Annotated in this window: 15 protein-coding genes; 6 read left to right on the top strand and 9 right to left on the bottom strand. The window is 66.8% G+C overall.

Going from position 1 to position 13,269, the window contains the following annotated elements:
• The 3 genes from mreD to AC1DIQ_RS11770 all read right to left on the bottom strand — a co-directional run bounded on the left by mreD (window position 1) and on the right by AC1DIQ_RS11770 (window position 2,804).
• Entirely contained in the window at window positions 1-486 is a 486-nt protein-coding gene (mreD, locus tag AC1DIQ_RS11780) for a rod shape-determining protein MreD (protein WP_019186042.1), read from the bottom strand.
• Complete coding sequence (gene mreC, locus AC1DIQ_RS11775) at window positions 483-1,601, bottom strand: rod shape-determining protein MreC (RefSeq protein ID WP_121039912.1); 1,119 nt, start codon at window positions 1,599-1,601, stop codon at window positions 483-485. The genes mreD and mreC overlap by 4 nt, the downstream gene beginning before the upstream one ends.
• A 156-nt stretch (window positions 1,602-1,757) precedes the next feature.
• On the bottom strand, window positions 1,758-2,804 hold the full coding sequence (locus AC1DIQ_RS11770) for a rod shape-determining protein (RefSeq protein ID WP_019186044.1): 1,047 nt from the start codon (window positions 2,802-2,804) through the stop codon (window positions 1,758-1,760).
• A 275-nt stretch (window positions 2,805-3,079) separates the two neighbouring features.
• Here AC1DIQ_RS11770 and AC1DIQ_RS11765 point away from each other — a divergent pair, with 275 nt between their 5' ends.
• The gene (locus tag AC1DIQ_RS11765) at window positions 3,080-4,018 is read left to right on the top strand and encodes a carbohydrate kinase family protein (RefSeq protein WP_121039915.1); all 939 of its coding nucleotides are present in this window, start codon (window positions 3,080-3,082) and stop codon (window positions 4,016-4,018) included.
• 175 nt (window positions 4,019-4,193) lie between these two features.
• Here AC1DIQ_RS11765 and AC1DIQ_RS11760 read toward each other — a convergent pair whose 3' ends face one another.
• The 3 genes from AC1DIQ_RS11760 to AC1DIQ_RS11750 form a co-directional block, all read right to left on the bottom strand.
• Complete coding sequence (locus tag AC1DIQ_RS11760; RefSeq protein WP_121039918.1) at window positions 4,194-4,814, bottom strand: HAD family hydrolase; 621 nt, start codon at window positions 4,812-4,814, stop codon at window positions 4,194-4,196.
• The gene (locus AC1DIQ_RS11755; RefSeq protein ID WP_121039921.1) at window positions 4,802-5,533 is read right to left on the bottom strand and encodes a hypothetical protein; all 732 of its coding nucleotides are present in this window, start codon (window positions 5,531-5,533) and stop codon (window positions 4,802-4,804) included. Before AC1DIQ_RS11755 ends, AC1DIQ_RS11760 begins: the two co-directional genes overlap by 13 nt.
• Window positions 5,534-5,627: 94 nt before the next feature.
• Window positions 5,628-6,713 carry an MBL fold metallo-hydrolase gene (locus tag AC1DIQ_RS11750; protein ID WP_461770346.1) on the bottom strand — a complete coding sequence of 362 codons (1,086 nt, stop codon included), beginning with the start codon at window positions 6,711-6,713 and terminating at the stop codon, window positions 5,628-5,630.
• A gap of 93 nt (window positions 6,714-6,806) precedes the next feature.
• Between AC1DIQ_RS11750 and AC1DIQ_RS11745 the strand changes: the two genes are divergently transcribed.
• Window positions 6,807-7,427: a TetR/AcrR family transcriptional regulator gene (locus AC1DIQ_RS11745; RefSeq protein ID WP_282260512.1), complete on the top strand. Its 621-nt coding sequence runs from the start codon at window positions 6,807-6,809 to the stop codon at window positions 7,425-7,427.
• A 138-nt stretch (window positions 7,428-7,565) separates the two neighbouring features.
• Here AC1DIQ_RS11745 and AC1DIQ_RS11740 read toward each other — a convergent pair whose 3' ends face one another.
• From AC1DIQ_RS11740 to ubiE, 3 genes are all read right to left on the bottom strand, one after another.
• Window positions 7,566-9,506 (bottom strand): M1 family metallopeptidase, encoded by a 1,941-nt coding sequence (locus tag AC1DIQ_RS11740; RefSeq protein ID WP_478050082.1) that lies wholly within the window; start codon window positions 9,504-9,506, stop codon window positions 7,566-7,568.
• 82 nt (window positions 9,507-9,588) lie between these two features.
• The gene (locus AC1DIQ_RS11735; protein ID WP_121039934.1) at window positions 9,589-10,455 is read right to left on the bottom strand and encodes a GGDEF domain-containing protein; all 867 of its coding nucleotides are present in this window, start codon (window positions 10,453-10,455) and stop codon (window positions 9,589-9,591) included.
• 68 nt (window positions 10,456-10,523) lie between these two features.
• Window positions 10,524-11,285 carry a bifunctional demethylmenaquinone methyltransferase/2-methoxy-6-polyprenyl-1,4-benzoquinol methylase UbiE gene (gene ubiE, locus AC1DIQ_RS11730; RefSeq protein WP_070471930.1) on the bottom strand — a complete coding sequence of 254 codons (762 nt, stop codon included), beginning with the start codon at window positions 11,283-11,285 and terminating at the stop codon, window positions 10,524-10,526.
• A gap of 79 nt (window positions 11,286-11,364) precedes the next feature.
• Here ubiE and AC1DIQ_RS11725 point away from each other — a divergent pair, with 79 nt between their 5' ends.
• From AC1DIQ_RS11725 to AC1DIQ_RS11710, 4 genes are all read left to right on the top strand, one after another.
• Complete coding sequence (locus AC1DIQ_RS11725) at window positions 11,365-11,817, top strand: nucleoside deaminase (protein WP_121039940.1); 453 nt, start codon at window positions 11,365-11,367, stop codon at window positions 11,815-11,817.
• A 256-nt stretch (window positions 11,818-12,073) separates the two neighbouring features.
• Complete coding sequence (locus AC1DIQ_RS11720) at window positions 12,074-12,352, top strand: hypothetical protein (RefSeq protein ID WP_478050081.1); 279 nt, start codon at window positions 12,074-12,076, stop codon at window positions 12,350-12,352.
• 62 nt (window positions 12,353-12,414) lie between these two features.
• Window positions 12,415-12,747: a hypothetical protein gene (locus AC1DIQ_RS11715; RefSeq protein WP_019186055.1), complete on the top strand. Its 333-nt coding sequence runs from the start codon at window positions 12,415-12,417 to the stop codon at window positions 12,745-12,747.
• A 76-nt stretch (window positions 12,748-12,823) separates the two neighbouring features.
• Window positions 12,824-13,243, top strand: coding sequence for a low affinity iron permease family protein (locus AC1DIQ_RS11710; protein ID WP_121039946.1), 420 nt, complete (start codon window positions 12,824-12,826; stop codon window positions 13,241-13,243).
• The last annotated feature ends 26 nt before the right edge of the window (window positions 13,244-13,269 follow it).

Genomic DNA, 13,269 nt, shown 5'->3' with positions numbered 1-13,269 from the left:
TCAGCGCCCGCGTCGCCCGAAACGCAGCGCATCCAGCAGCACGAACACCAGCGGCCACAGCGCCATGCCCAGCAGCGGGGCCCACCAGTACGACCACGGCAGGGTCGGCTCGCCGACCACGATGTGCACCACCGCGCTGACGATGCGGTCGTTGAACAGCAGGCCGCCGATCGCCAGGATCTGCTGGGACATCGGGAAGAAGCGGATCCGCGCGCGGAAGCGCTGCAGGATGAAGGTCAGGATCACCAGCCGCAGCGCCTGCTCGCCGAGCACGCCGCCGTAGAGCAGATCGGCGATCACGCCGCTGGCGAAGGCGATGCCCAGCCCGACCCGGTCCGGTGTTTCGATCACCCAGTAGGCCAGCACCAGTGCCAGCCAGTAAGGACGCAGCGGCTGCAGCAGCGCCGGAAGCGGCAACAGGCCCAGCAGCAGCGCCACGACCAGACTCACCGGCAGCACCCAGGGTTTGTCGCGCAGGCGGCTCATCGTTGTTCCTCCGGCGGCGCGGCGCCGGTTTCAGGCGCGGGCGCAGGCGAGGCTGCGGGGCGACGCGGAGTCACCGGTACCGGCGCGGATGGACCGGGCCGGTTGGCCTGCGGTGCATTGGCGGGCGCCGTCGCAGGTGCCGTGGAGCCCGGGGATGAACCCGCCGGGGTGGCACTGGCCGGCGCTGCGGTGCCTGCCGGCGCGCCGGCCTGCAGCGGCAGCGCGGCCGGGCCACCGGCTTCGCCCGCATCACGGCGCAGGTTCGGCGGAATGCGGATCGCCTCGCCCGGGCGCAGCAGCAGCACATCGCGGCCACGGTCGAGCTGGGCGGCCGGCTTCAGCACACCGACCAGGAAGGCGTGGGTGTCATCCGGGCGCAGCGCGGTGATGCTGCCGACCGGGAAGCCGGCCGGGAAGCGCCCGCCCAACCCCGAGGTGACGATCTCATCGCCCACTTCCACCCCGGCACTGAGCGGAATGTCGCGCAGTTCCAGGGTGTCGCCGCGGCCGTAGACGATCAGGCGCACGCCGTTGCGGGCCACGGTGACGGGCACGGCATGGTCGGGATCGGTGAGCAGCAGGACGGTCGCGCTGTTGCCGGTGGTGGCGATCACCTGGCCCATCAGGCCACCGGCATCGATCACCGCCTGGCCGACATGCACGCCATCGCGGGTGCCGGCCGCCAGCACCAGGCGCTGGCGCACCGGGTCCAGGTCGATATCCAGGATCGGCGCGAGCTGCACATCCAGGCCACTGCGCTCGGCCACGTTGAGCAGTTCGCGCAGCTGGGCGTTGTCCAGCGCGGCGGTCTGCAGGCGGGTCAGGCGCGCATTGGCGATCAGCAACTGGTTGCGCAGCTCGCGGTTCTCGGTGACGAGCTGGCCGTGGCTGGCCGCGTTGTCCTTGACCTGGGTGCCGAGCCGTCCCGGCAGACCGGCCAATGCCCATACCGGCTGCACCAGCACGTTGGCCTGCGCGCGCAGGCGCGACAGCCAGCCGGCCTGGTCATCAAGCACGATCAGGGTGATGGCCAACGCCAGGTAAGCGAGCAGGCGCAGCGGACTGGCGGCATCGCCCTGGCGGGAGGCTACGGGAGGACCGGCGTAAGGCGGCACAGGCGTCGACTGGAAATAGTGTGGATGAAGCGCGCGGAACAAGAGCGCAGCGGGAACAGCATGCGACAACGCCCCGGCGAGGTGACGCCCGGCAAGCGAAGCTTGCTGGAGGCATCACGCCGCAGAGGCGCGTCTACGATACACGGCCGGTACGGCTTACTCCGGCGCAAAGAACTCGTTGCCGTGCATGTCCACCAGCTCCAGCGCACGACCGCCACCGCGGGCCACGCAGGTCAGCGGGTCATCGGCCACCTGCACGTGCAGGCCGGTTTCCTCGGAGATCAGGCGGTCCATGTCACGCAGCAGGGCGCCACCACCGGTCAGCACGATGCCGCGCTCGGCGACGTCGGCGCACAGTTCCGGCGGGGTCTGCTCCAGCGCCAGCTTGACCGCGCTGACGATGCCCGAGAGCGGCTCATGCAGGGCTTCAAGCACTTCGTTGGAGTTGATCTTGATCATCTTCGGCACGCCCTCGGCGAGGTTGCGGCCGGAGATTTCCATCTCGATCACTTCCGCCTGCGGGTAGGCGCAGCCCAGCTCGACCTTGATCCGCTCGGCGGTCGCTTCACCGATCAGCATGCCGTGGTTGCGGCGCACGTAGTTGGTGATCGATTCGTCGAAGCGGTCGCCGCCGATACGCACGGAGGCCGAGTAGACGATGCCGTTGAGCGAGATCACCGCCACTTCGGTGGTGCCGCCGCCGATGTCGATGACCATCGAGCCGCGCGCTTCGGTGACCGGCATGCCGGCGCCGATCGCAGCGGCCATGGGCTCTTCGATCAGGAACACATCACGCGCACCAGCCTCCTCGGCCGATTCCTTGATCGCGCGGCGCTCGACCTGGGTCGAACCGGCCGGCACGCAGACCAGCACGCGCGGGCTCGGGCGCAGGAAGCGCGACTTGTGGACCTTCTTGATGAAGTGCTTGAGCATCGCCTCGGTGTAGGTGAAGTCGGCGATGACGCCATCCTTCATCGGGCGGATGGTGGTGATATGGCCCGGGGTACGGCCGAGCATCTGCTTGGCCTCGGCGCCCACGGCAGCCACGGAACGGGTACCACCGATGGCACGGTCCTGGCGCACGGCCACGACCGACGGCTCGTTCAGCACGATCCCCTGCCCACGCACGTAGATGAGGGTGTTGGCCGTGCCCAGGTCGATGGACAGGTCATTGGAGAACATGCCACGCAGTTTCTTGAACATCTGGGAGTTGATCCTGAGGGGTGTCGCGCCCAACGCGGGATGGCGAAAAAATGGGCAGAATTCGAGGCCGACAAGCCTAGCAATCCCCCTGTGCGCGAGCAAGGACAAATCTGGCCGAAAGCCAGCCTTCACGGCCATTCAGGCCAATCCGGACAGCCCGGGTTCTGGCCCAAAGCCGCCCTACCCGTTAACCTTTGCGCCGCAGGGCGCCGCAGGGCGCCGTTTCGTTGCCCGCCCAACGGGCCTCAAACCCCCTTCCGCATAGGCCTTACTCGATGTCCGCTTTGATCTGTGGTTCTCTTGCCTTCGACACCATCATGGTGTTCCCGGACCAGTTCAAGAATCACATCCTGCCGGACAAGGTGCACATCCTGAATGTGTCGTTCCTGGTGCCGCGCATGCGTCGTGAATTCGGCGGTTGCGCCGGCAACATCGCCTACAACCTGTACCTGCTGGGTGGCGAGCCGATCCCGATGGGCACGGTGGGTTCGGATTTCGGCCCGTACCGCGAGTACTTCCAGGGCCTGGGCATCGACCTGAGCCGGGTCAAGGTGATCGATGAACTGTTCACCCCGCAGGCGTTCATCACCACCGATCACGACAACAACCAGATCACCGCCTTCCACCCGGGCGCGATGATGCGGTCCTACGAGAACCACGTGAAAGACGTGCCGGGCGTGACCCTGGGCCTGGTCGGCCCGGATGGGCGCGAGGGCATGATCCAGAACTCGCAGGAATTCTTCGAGGCCGGCGTGCCGTTCATCTTCGACCCGGGCCAGGCCATGCCGCTGTTCAACGGCCCGGAGCTGCGCACCTTCATCGAGCAGGCCGACTACGTCGTCGTCAACGACTACGAATCCAACCTGCTGCAGGAGCGCACCGGCTGGGATGAAAAAGCGATCGTGAGCCGGGTCAAGGCCTACATCACCACCCGTGGCCCGAAGGGCGCGGTCATCCACACCCCGGAAAAGACCTATGACATCCCGCCGGCGCACGAGCGCCGCGTGGTCGATCCGACCGGCTGTGGCGATGCGTTCCGCGCCGGCCTGATCTACGGCATCGAGAAGGGCTACGACTGGCTGACCATCGGCCGCATGGGCAACCTGATGGGCGCGCTGAAGGTCGAGCACCCGGGCACCCAGAACCAGCGCTTCACGTTCGATGAGTTCAATGAGCAGTTCAAGCAGCAGTTTGGTTACGCGTTAACCGCGTAACCAAACTGCCCGCGCATTCCACCTGATCCCCGCGCCGCTGGCGCGCCCCCTTGAACATCAAGGGGGCTCTCCACCAGAGAGGACTTTAGGGGTGATGAGGGTAGAGCCAGGCCATGCCTGGCTGCTTTCCGGCTCCATCGCCCGCGGATCATGCGGCAGGCACTTGCCGCTGCAGTCAGGCCGAAACCCGGCTCTCTTCCCATGTCGCCAGCACCTGCCCGCAATCGGCCAGGTGCCAGCAGGCCATGCCCGGCCAAGGGTTGTCCGGGGTGTTGACCAGCAACGTGCGGGTGCCGGCGGCACGGCCGCATTCCAGGTCGAAGCGATGGTCGCCGACCATCACCATCTGGGCGGGAACGGCCTGCCAGCGCGCAACGAAGTACTGCAGCCCGGCGGGTGATGGCTTGGGCTCGGCTTCGTCACGGCCGATGATGTCATCGGTGGCGAACACCCCCCCGACACCGATCGCCTGCAGGGTCACCTCGGCGAGTTCGCGGGCATTGCGGGTCAGGATGCCCAGCCGGCAGCCCGCGGCGTGCAGGGTGCGTACCAGGGCCACCGCGCCGGGGGCGGCCTGTGCCTGCTCGGCCAGCGTACGTTCGTGTGCGAGCAGCCACGCATGCTTGGCCGCGGCCTCCTCGGCCGGCAGCGCGGCCAGATGGGTGAGGATGTCATCGTCCGGTGGAATCGCGAGGTCACGCTTGATGCGCTGGAAATCGTGCACCGCCACGGTCAGCGTGCCGTCCAGGTCAAACACCCAGTGACGGATCGCCGGCAGGCCCCTCACTGCCACCACGACGGCATGCGGCTGGCATCCACACCACCGGTTTCGAACACGGCCGTGCGCGTGCCACCGGCCTTGACCGGGAACTCGATGCTGATCACCTTGGCCTTGCGCGCCAGGTTCCACAGCGCTTTCTGGTCGGTGATGAACATCGCGATCGCTTCATCGGTATCCGGGCGCCAGGCGGCCATGGAGACCGGCTTGCCATCGTCGACGGTCACCTTGACCTGGCACTTCGGGCAGCGGAAATCGCCGGCCTGCAGCACGAGGTACGCGTGGCGCTTCCATTCGGGATGATCGCGGAACACCAGCTGCACCGGCTTGGCACCGCTGCCATCCACGTCCACGCGCTCCTTGCTGTAGATCTGCGCCGAGGACTGGATGCCCTTGGTGCCGACCGGGATCTGGTTGTATTGCCACAGGGCCTGCAGACGGCGCGTTTCGCGCGCGGCCTCGGCCTTGGCCTTGACCTCGGCGTAGCCCGGTTCGATCCGGGCGGCGACGTCGGTGTCCTTGTACTGGTCCAGCAGCGAGCCACCGTGGATGCGGGCACGCTCCCAATCCTGCGCGGCGACCGCCATGTCGTACTGCTTGGCTACGCCTTCGGCCTTTTCTTCCTGCTGCGCCTTGGCGGCGGCCGCAGCGGCCTGCTGCGCCTGGCGCTCGGCTTCGGGGTTGCTGCAGGCTGCCAGCGCAAAGGCGCAGGCCGCTACCAGGATCAGTCGCTTCATTGGGTGCTCCGTGTTGGACGATGGCGCGCAAGGCGCCTGCGCCTACTTTATCGCCAAGCGGCGCACGCCGGTGTGGCACCGATGGGCAGCGATTTCACTCCGTGCTCGGCTGTCCTTCGCGCCACCAGTGGGTGGACGGTGCCGGTGCGCGGATATCCAGACGTTCGCCCATGTGCGGCGCGGTCAGGGGCACGCCCTGTTCCTGCGCCAGCGTGGTGATGCGCTCGAACGGCTCCGTCCATGGGTGCAGGGCCAGATCGAAGGTGCCGTTGTGGATCGGCATCAGCACCTTGCCGCGCACGTCCAGGTGCGCCTGCAGGCTCTGTTCGGGCTGCATGTGCACGTCCGGCCAATCCTCGCCGTAGGCCCCGGTTTCGATCATGGTCAGATCGAACGGGCCATAGCGCTCACCGATCCGGGCGAAACCGTCGAAATAGCCGGTGTCACCGCTGAAGAAGATCCGGGTACGCCCGGTGTCGATCACCCACGAGGCCCACAGCGTCCGGTTGCCGTCGGCCAGGGTGCGGCCGGAGAAGTGCTGGGCCGGCGTCGCGACGATCTTCAGGCCTTCCACGCGGGTGTCCTGCCACCAGTCCAGCTGCACGACCTTCGCCGCCGGCACGCCCCACGCGATCAGCCGGTCGCCCACGCCGAGGGCGGTGACGAAGTGCTGCACCTTGGGCGCCAGCGCCTGGATCGCGTCGTGATCGAGGTGGTCGTAATGGTCATGCGAGACGATCACGCCGGTGATCGGCGGCAGTTCGTCGATGGTGAGCGGGGGCGCATGGAAGCGCTTGGGGCCCATGAACGACATCGGCGAGGCACGCTCGGAGAACACCGGGTCGGTCAGCCAGAAGTGGCCGTCCAGCTTCATCAGCATCGTCGAATGCCCCAACCGCCACAGGCTGTCGTCCGGTGCCTCGAGCAGGGCCTGGCGGGTCAGCGCCTGCACCGGGATCGGCGCCAGCGGGCTGGCATCGGCCGGCTTGTTGAACAGGAAACGCCACATCACCCCGACGGTGCGGAAGAAGCCGAGGTCGGTCTTGCCGGTGGGGTTGTGGAAGCGGCCGTCGCCGAATTGCGGCGACTGGTCATAGGCGGCCGCCGGGCGGGCACCGCAGGTCAACAGGCCAATGGACATGGCGATCAACACCGTCAGAAGGAGGAGGACACGAGGCAGGCGACGTTTCATGCGGGGCTTGCCCTGGAAAGTACACCGGCGAGTTTACTTGCCTTTTCCGAAAAGTAAACTGAACGGTGTAAAATAATACGCATGACCGCCCCTGACCGCCCCAGCCGCCTCACCGATCGTAAACGCGAGGCCATCCTCCGCGCCGCGGTGGCCGAGTTCCGCGAATTCGGTTTCGCCGGCACCAGCATGGATCGCATCGCGGCCACGGCCGAGGTGTCCAAGCGCACCGTGTACAACCACTTCGCCAGCAAGGACGAGTTGTTCACCGCGATCCTGTGGCAGCTGTTCGAAGCCAGCCAGGCGCTGGATGTCGTGCCGTACGATCCGGCGCAGTCGCTGCGCGAGCAGCTGCTGGTCTTCGCGCAGCGGAAGATGCGCCTGCTCGACGACCCCGGCTTCATCGATCTCTCCCGGGTCGCGATGGCCGAACTGGTCCATGCCCCCGAGCGCGCGCGCGCGATGATGGACAAGCTGGCCGAGAAGGAAGAAGGCCTGACCGGCTGGATCCGCGCGGCCCAGGCCGATGGCCGGCTGCGCACGGACATGCCGCCGGCCGAGGCTGCGCACCAGTTGCAGGCGATGCTCAAGGCCTTTGCGTTCTGGCCGCAGATCACCTTCGGCCAGCCACCGCTGGCGCCGGCGCAGCAGCAGCAGGTGATGCACGATTGCGTGGACATGTTCCTGGCGGTGCGCGCGGTGTGACATAGGCTTCCACGCAAAGAAGCATGCCTTACCCAGTCGCGGAGGCGAGTTGGTCGGGCTCGGCTCGCGGTACGCAGGCAGGCATAAAAAAACGGCGGGTTTCCCCGCCGTTTTTCGTTCAACCGATGCGTCGGGCGATTACGGCTTGGCCGTGCCCGCCTCGGCCTTGTCCAGCATGTCCTGCACCGAGCCCGTGGTGATCGGGTGGTAGCCCGGCTTGGCCTTGGCGAAGGCCGCCTTGGCGAAGGCCAGGCCTTCCGGCGTCTTCACCAGTTCGGCGTAGATCGGCATGATCAGCTTGCGACGGCCAACGCGCTCGATGAACGCGCCGGCGGCGTCGTTCGCTTCGCTGTAGCCGCTGCGGATCGTCAACGGATACCAGCGCATCGCGATCTCGCCGTTGGCGGTACCGGTGAAGTGGTAGGCCTTGTCCAGCGCGGCCAGCTTCTCCATCGGCAGGGTCTTGCCCAGGCCGTCGATGAAGTGCACCCATTCCTGGGTGCCCCACTCGCCGGTGATCTGTGCGTTGGGCAGCGTGTTGCTGCCCTGCCAGGCGATGCGGGCGGTATCGACGATGGAGAAGTTGCGCGAGCGGGCCTTGGTCGCGAACGTCGGAATGCCCGGCTCGTCCAGCCATGCCTTCAGCTCGGCGTCGCTGACGGCGCCGGGCTTCTTGGACAGCAGGTTCTTCTTCAGGTACTCGACGAACTGGTCGGTGTTCGCGCTCTGGAAAGCATGGTCATCGAACCAGCCCCGCAGGAACGGATCGAAGGTCTCGCGGCCGAAGCGCTGTTCCAGGAACTGCAGGAACCATGCGCCCTTGACGTAGGCGACCTGGCTCAATGCCTCGTCCGGGTCACGCTCGCTCAGCGGCGGCAGGGCGAGGGCCTGGTCGGCCGCGCTCATGTCCTTCACTTCGGCGAGCAGATCGTTCTGGTCGATCTCGCGCTCCATCTCGGCCATTTCCTGGCCGTACAGCGCCTCGGTGATGCGGCCCTGCACGTAGGTGGTGAAGCCCTCGTTGAGCCAGATGTCCTTCCAGCTGGCGTTGGTCACCAGGTTGCCCGACCAGCTGTGCGCCAGTTCGTGGGCCACCAGCGAGACCAGCGACTTGTCGCCGACGATCACGGTCGGGGTAGCGAAGGTCAGGCGCGGGTTTTCCATGCCACCGAACGGGAACGACGGCGGCAGCACCAGCATGTCGTAGCGGCCCCAACGGTATTCGCCGTAGAGCTTCTCGGCAGCGCCGATCATCTTCTCGGTGTCTTCGAACTCCTTGGCGGCCTTGCCGACCATGGTCGGTTCGGCCCACACGCCGGAGCGGCCGGAGATCGGCTCGAACACCAGGTCGCCGGCGGCGATGGCCAGCAGGTAGGACGGGATCGGCTGCGGCATCTTGAAGGTGTAATCACCATCACGCGCGGCCTTGGGATCGTTGTCGGCGCTCATCAGCACCATCACGTCCGGGCGCGAGACCACGTGCGCGCTGTAGGTGAAGCGCACGCTCGGGGTGTCCTGCAGCGGCACCCAGGAACGGGCGTGGATCGCCTGCGACTGGCTGAACATGAAGGGCAGCTTCTTGCCCTCGGTCATCGACGGCTCCAGCCACTGCAGGCCCGAGGCGGTCGGTGCGGTGTGATAGGTGATCACGACCTTGGCCGGCTGATCCGGGGTCTCGATGCTCAGCTTGCTGCCGAACACCTTGTCGGCCGGCGCCAGCACGAACGGCAGCGGGGCAGCCTTGCCGTCGGCGGCGATCGCCTCGACCTTCTCCACCGTGAGCTCGCGGGTGTCCAGCACCAGCTGCTTGGCGGCCTTGTCCTTCCACTCCAGCGTGTAGGTCGCGGTGCCGCCGATCTGCTTGCTGTCGAAATCCAGCTTCAGGTCCAGCGCGATGTCCTTGACGACGACCTTGTCCGGCTCGGCGTACGAGCTTTCATCGTGGCTGCGGCTGTCGGCTTTCATGGCAGTGCTCGCCGGGGCGGTGGCAGTGGGATCGACGGTCGGAGCCGCCGGTTCTTTGGAACAGCCGGACGCCAAGGCGACGGCCAGGGGAATCAACAGGAACGGAGATCGCATGAACGGGACCGATCAGGGTGAAACGACCAGTTTACCCCCTGTCCCCGGCGCCCGCGCAGGCCATGCGTGCCGGTTCGCGCATTCAGTCCTCGGCGCGCAGCAGGCGCCCGCCCCCGGCGTACTTGGCCCGGTACATCGCCGCATCGGCGCGCCGGTAGGCCTCGCGCAGGTCATCGCCGGGGCGATACCCGGCCGCGCCGGCGCTGGCGCGTACCGGCGGGTCACCGGCACGCGCGGGCGCGGCCAGCTGCGCCAGCCAGCGCGTTACCCGCTCGCCGGCCTCGTTGCCATCGGCGTGCACGGCCAGCAGGAACTCATCACCGCCCCAGCGCCCGATCCAGTCGGGGCCGCGCAGCCACTGTCGCGCGGTCTCCACCAGCCGCACCAGCACCTGGTCGCCGGCCAGATGGCCGTGGGCGTCGTTGATCGGCTTGAGGTTGTCCAGATCGACCACGAACAGGGTCAGCGGACGGGCCTTCTCGCTGGCCCAGGCGGCGGACTCAGCCAGCGCCTGCTCGCAGCCGCGCCGGTTCAGGGCCTGGGTGAGCGGATCGAGCAGCACACTGCGGCGCAGATCACGCAGGCCGGCGTCCACGCCATGCAGATTGCGGTTGATGCTGCGCAGCAGCCGGCCGATCTCATCGTGGCCCAGATCGGGCAGATGCGGCAGGCGCTGCTCGTCGTAGTAGGCCTCCAGTGCATCGGCGGCCTGGCGCAGCGGCGCCATCAGGCGGTACAGCGCCATCATCGCGATCGCCGTGCCGAGCAGCGTGGCCAGCAGCACCACCCCGACCACGGTCCACATCATCCCGCGCTCATAGTGGCCGGTGGCGGCCATCCACAGCAGCAGGACCAGCAGCGGAACGTGCAGGCCAAGGAACACCACCGCCATCAGCTTGGCGGTGAACGAGCGGGGAAACACACGGGCAAGCCCGCGGTACAGACGCATGGCAGGCCCTCTTCGACAGCCTGCGTGCAGTGTGGCCGAGCTCCCTCAGCGGGAACCGGACCTCTGTCTCAAAGTTTGTAGCCGGAGTGAATCGAAACGATGCCACCGGTCAGGTTCTTGTAATGGCAGCGCTCGAAACCGGCCTCGGCCATCATGGTCTTGAGCTGCTCCTGCGGCGGATGCTTGCGGATGCTCTCGGCCAGGTACTGGTAGCTGTCGCCATCCCGCGCGAACAGCTGGCCCAGCTTGGGCAGGATCTTGAACGAGTGGAAATCGTAGATCGGCTTGAACCAGTCGGCGGTGACTTCGGAGAACTCCAGCACGCGCGCCTGGCCACCCACCTTGAGCACGCGATGCATCTCGCGCAGACCGGCTTCCTTGTCGGTGACGTTGCGCAGGCCGAAGGCGATCGTGACCAGATCGAAGCTCGCATCCGGGAACGGCAGCGCCTCGGCGTTGCATTGCACGTAGTTCAGGCCTGCAACCAGGCCACGGTTGGTCAGCCGGTCACGGCCAACGGAGAGCATGCCGGCGTTGATATCGCCCAGCACCACTTCACCCTCATCACCCACCCGCTCCTTGATCAGCGCGGCGATATCGCCGGTGCCGCCGGCCAGATCCAGCACGCGGTCGCCCGGCTTCACCTGCGCGGTGGCGACGTAGTAGCGCTTCCACGCCCGGTGGATGCCCAGGCTCATCAGATCGTTCATCAGGTCGTAGCTGCGCGCGACCGAGGTGAACACTTCGCCCACCAGCTTCTGCTTGTCCTTGGCAGCGACATCGCGGAAGCCGAAATGGGTGGTGCCAGTCTTGTAGGGGGATTCGCTCATGGGGACGATTATCGCACCGCCGGCGCCGTTGCGGCAGGCCGCCCACTATCATGGGGGCCTTCACGTTCCTGGATTGCGCATGATCACCACCCCCGACTACGCCGCCCTGCTCGAAACCGCCATCGCCGAAGCCCGCCAGGGCCTGGCCGAAGGCGGCATCCCGATCGGCGCCGCGCTGTACCACAACGATGGCCGCCTGCTCGGCTGCGGCCACAACCGCCGCGTCCAGGAAGGCGACCCCTCGGTGCACGGCGAAACCGATGCCTTCCGCAAGGCCGGCCGCCAGCGCCGCTACCAGGACACCATCATGGTCACCACCCTGGCCCCGTGCTGGTACTGCAGCGGGCTGGTGCGCCAGTTCAACATCGGCACCGTCGTGGTGGGCGAGTCGGTCACCTTCCAGGGCGGCATCGCGTGGCTGCGCGAGAACGGGGTCAAGGTGATCGACATGCAGAGCCAGGCATGCATCGACCTGCTTGGCGGCTTCATCAGCGCCCATCCCGAGGTCTGGAACGAAGACATCGGCGAGTAAGAAACGCCACCGTTCCGCGCGGATCCGCCCGGAACCCGCCCGCGTGATGCCGATACGCAGCGCGCGGGCGCTGCAACGTTCTGAATGCTTCAGTGAGCGAGGCGGGGCGCAACGCCCTGTGCCACGGATGTATGCGTGCGACACCCTCACGTGCCGCACACCGCCGTGGGACATCGCCAACACGCCGCACTAACAACCGCGCTGCATGAACGCCTTAAGGTGGTTGCACAGGGGGCACCATCGTCGAGGAGACGTCATGCATGCCCAAACCCGCCGCACCTCCTCCGTCGAACCTGCGTTGATGGACGCGTGGGAAAGACTGCAGGTGCACTACGCACGCCACCACAACGCCGCGCCTTTCTGGGATGCCTACCAGGCGATCCAGGATGAGTTGACGCGGTCCCATCCGCATCATCGCGTCGCGGTCTGCAACCGGCTGGCGACCCTGGCCGAACGCCTGGGCGTGGTCCACCACGCGCATCTGCTGGGCGAGCCACGGGGCGAACGCCGCCACACCGGCTCCACATCGCCATGACATCACATGCACCGCGCCCTACGCCATCATCCAGATTCCCTTCTTCCCATATTGAAGTGACCATGTCCTCCGCCCAGATCTCCATCCCTGCCGTCATCGATGTCGACGCCGAAGTCAGCTACTGGCGCCAGCGTCACGCCGACGGCAACCTCGGGACGGGCTCATTCGGCCATTACGTGCCGTGGATCAAATTCGCCTGCGATTCGCTGATCACGCAACCGCGTGCCAGCGATGAGCAGCGCGATGAAATGTTCCAGACCCACTACGCGCTGCAGATCATGCCGCGCCTGTCCGAAGAACAGGCTCGCCAGTTCGTCGACCAGTGCTGGGAACACGTCTACCATGCCGGCCGCCAGGACCTGTCCTCGCGCCCGCGGCTGCATGCCCGCGTCTGACCCGCGCCGGCTGCACAGCGCCTGCACGGCGCCCCTCCAATGATGCAGACACCTCGGCTCCCACCTGTCGTGCCTCATGAAACTGCGCAGTCTCTTCAACCTTGTCGCCAAGAAGGCGTCCTATGCGGCGGGAACGCCGTGGACCTTCCTGGCGGCGGTAACGATCGTGGTCGTCTGGGCCCTGAGCGGGCCGATCTTCACGTTCAACGACACCTGGCAGCTGGTGATCAACACCGGTACCACCATCATCACCTTCCTGATGGTGTTCCTGATCCAGCACAGCCAGAACGCGGATACCGCTGCGATCCAGATCAAGCTCGATGAGTTGATCCGCGCGACGAAAGAGGCCAACAACGAACTGCTCGATCTGGAAGAGCTGGACGAAGAACGCCTGGAAGAAATCCGCCGCGAGTACGAACGGATGGCCCGCGAAGCCGGCAGCGCACTGGATCGCGCGCGCCGCTGCCACGGCGATGGCCGGGCAGACGATCCCTGAGCGGCACGGGTGCGGCAACGTGGCCG

It is taken from the genome of Stenotrophomonas sp. 05L413, from assembly GCF_056397945.1.
Note: the sequence above shows the minus strand (reverse complement) of the source record. Positions and strands in the feature narration are given on the sequence as shown.

Bases quoted from the DNA above. Each gene is read 5' to 3' on its own strand.
- AC1DIQ_RS11725 (WP_121039940.1), top strand. From the start codon at position 11,365: ATGATCACCACCCCCGACTACGCCGCCCTGCTCGAAACCGCCATCGCC.
- AC1DIQ_RS11770 (WP_019186044.1), bottom strand. From the start codon at position 2,804: ATGTTCAAGAAACTGCGTGGCATGTTCTCCAATGACCTGTCCATCGAC.
- AC1DIQ_RS11740 (WP_478050082.1), bottom strand. From the start codon at position 9,506: ATGCGATCTCCGTTCCTGTTGATTCCCCTGGCCGTCGCCTTGGCGTCC.
- mreD (WP_019186042.1), bottom strand. From the start codon at position 486: ATGAGCCGCCTGCGCGACAAACCCTGGGTGCTGCCGGTGAGTCTGGTC.
- AC1DIQ_RS11765 (WP_121039915.1), top strand. From the start codon at position 3,080: ATGTCCGCTTTGATCTGTGGTTCTCTTGCCTTCGACACCATCATGGTG.
- AC1DIQ_RS11745 (WP_282260512.1), top strand. From the start codon at position 6,807: ATGACCGCCCCTGACCGCCCCAGCCGCCTCACCGATCGTAAACGCGAG.
- AC1DIQ_RS11715 (WP_019186055.1), top strand. From the start codon at position 12,415: ATGTCCTCCGCCCAGATCTCCATCCCTGCCGTCATCGATGTCGACGCC.
- AC1DIQ_RS11755 (WP_121039921.1), bottom strand. From the start codon at position 5,533: ATGAAGCGACTGATCCTGGTAGCGGCCTGCGCCTTTGCGCTGGCAGCC.
- AC1DIQ_RS11720 (WP_478050081.1), top strand. From the start codon at position 12,074: ATGCATGCCCAAACCCGCCGCACCTCCTCCGTCGAACCTGCGTTGATG.
- AC1DIQ_RS11710 (WP_121039946.1), top strand. From the start codon at position 12,824: ATGAAACTGCGCAGTCTCTTCAACCTTGTCGCCAAGAAGGCGTCCTAT.
- AC1DIQ_RS11735 (WP_121039934.1), bottom strand. From the start codon at position 10,455: ATGCGTCTGTACCGCGGGCTTGCCCGTGTGTTTCCCCGCTCGTTCACC.
- ubiE (WP_070471930.1), bottom strand. From the start codon at position 11,285: ATGAGCGAATCCCCCTACAAGACTGGCACCACCCATTTCGGCTTCCGC.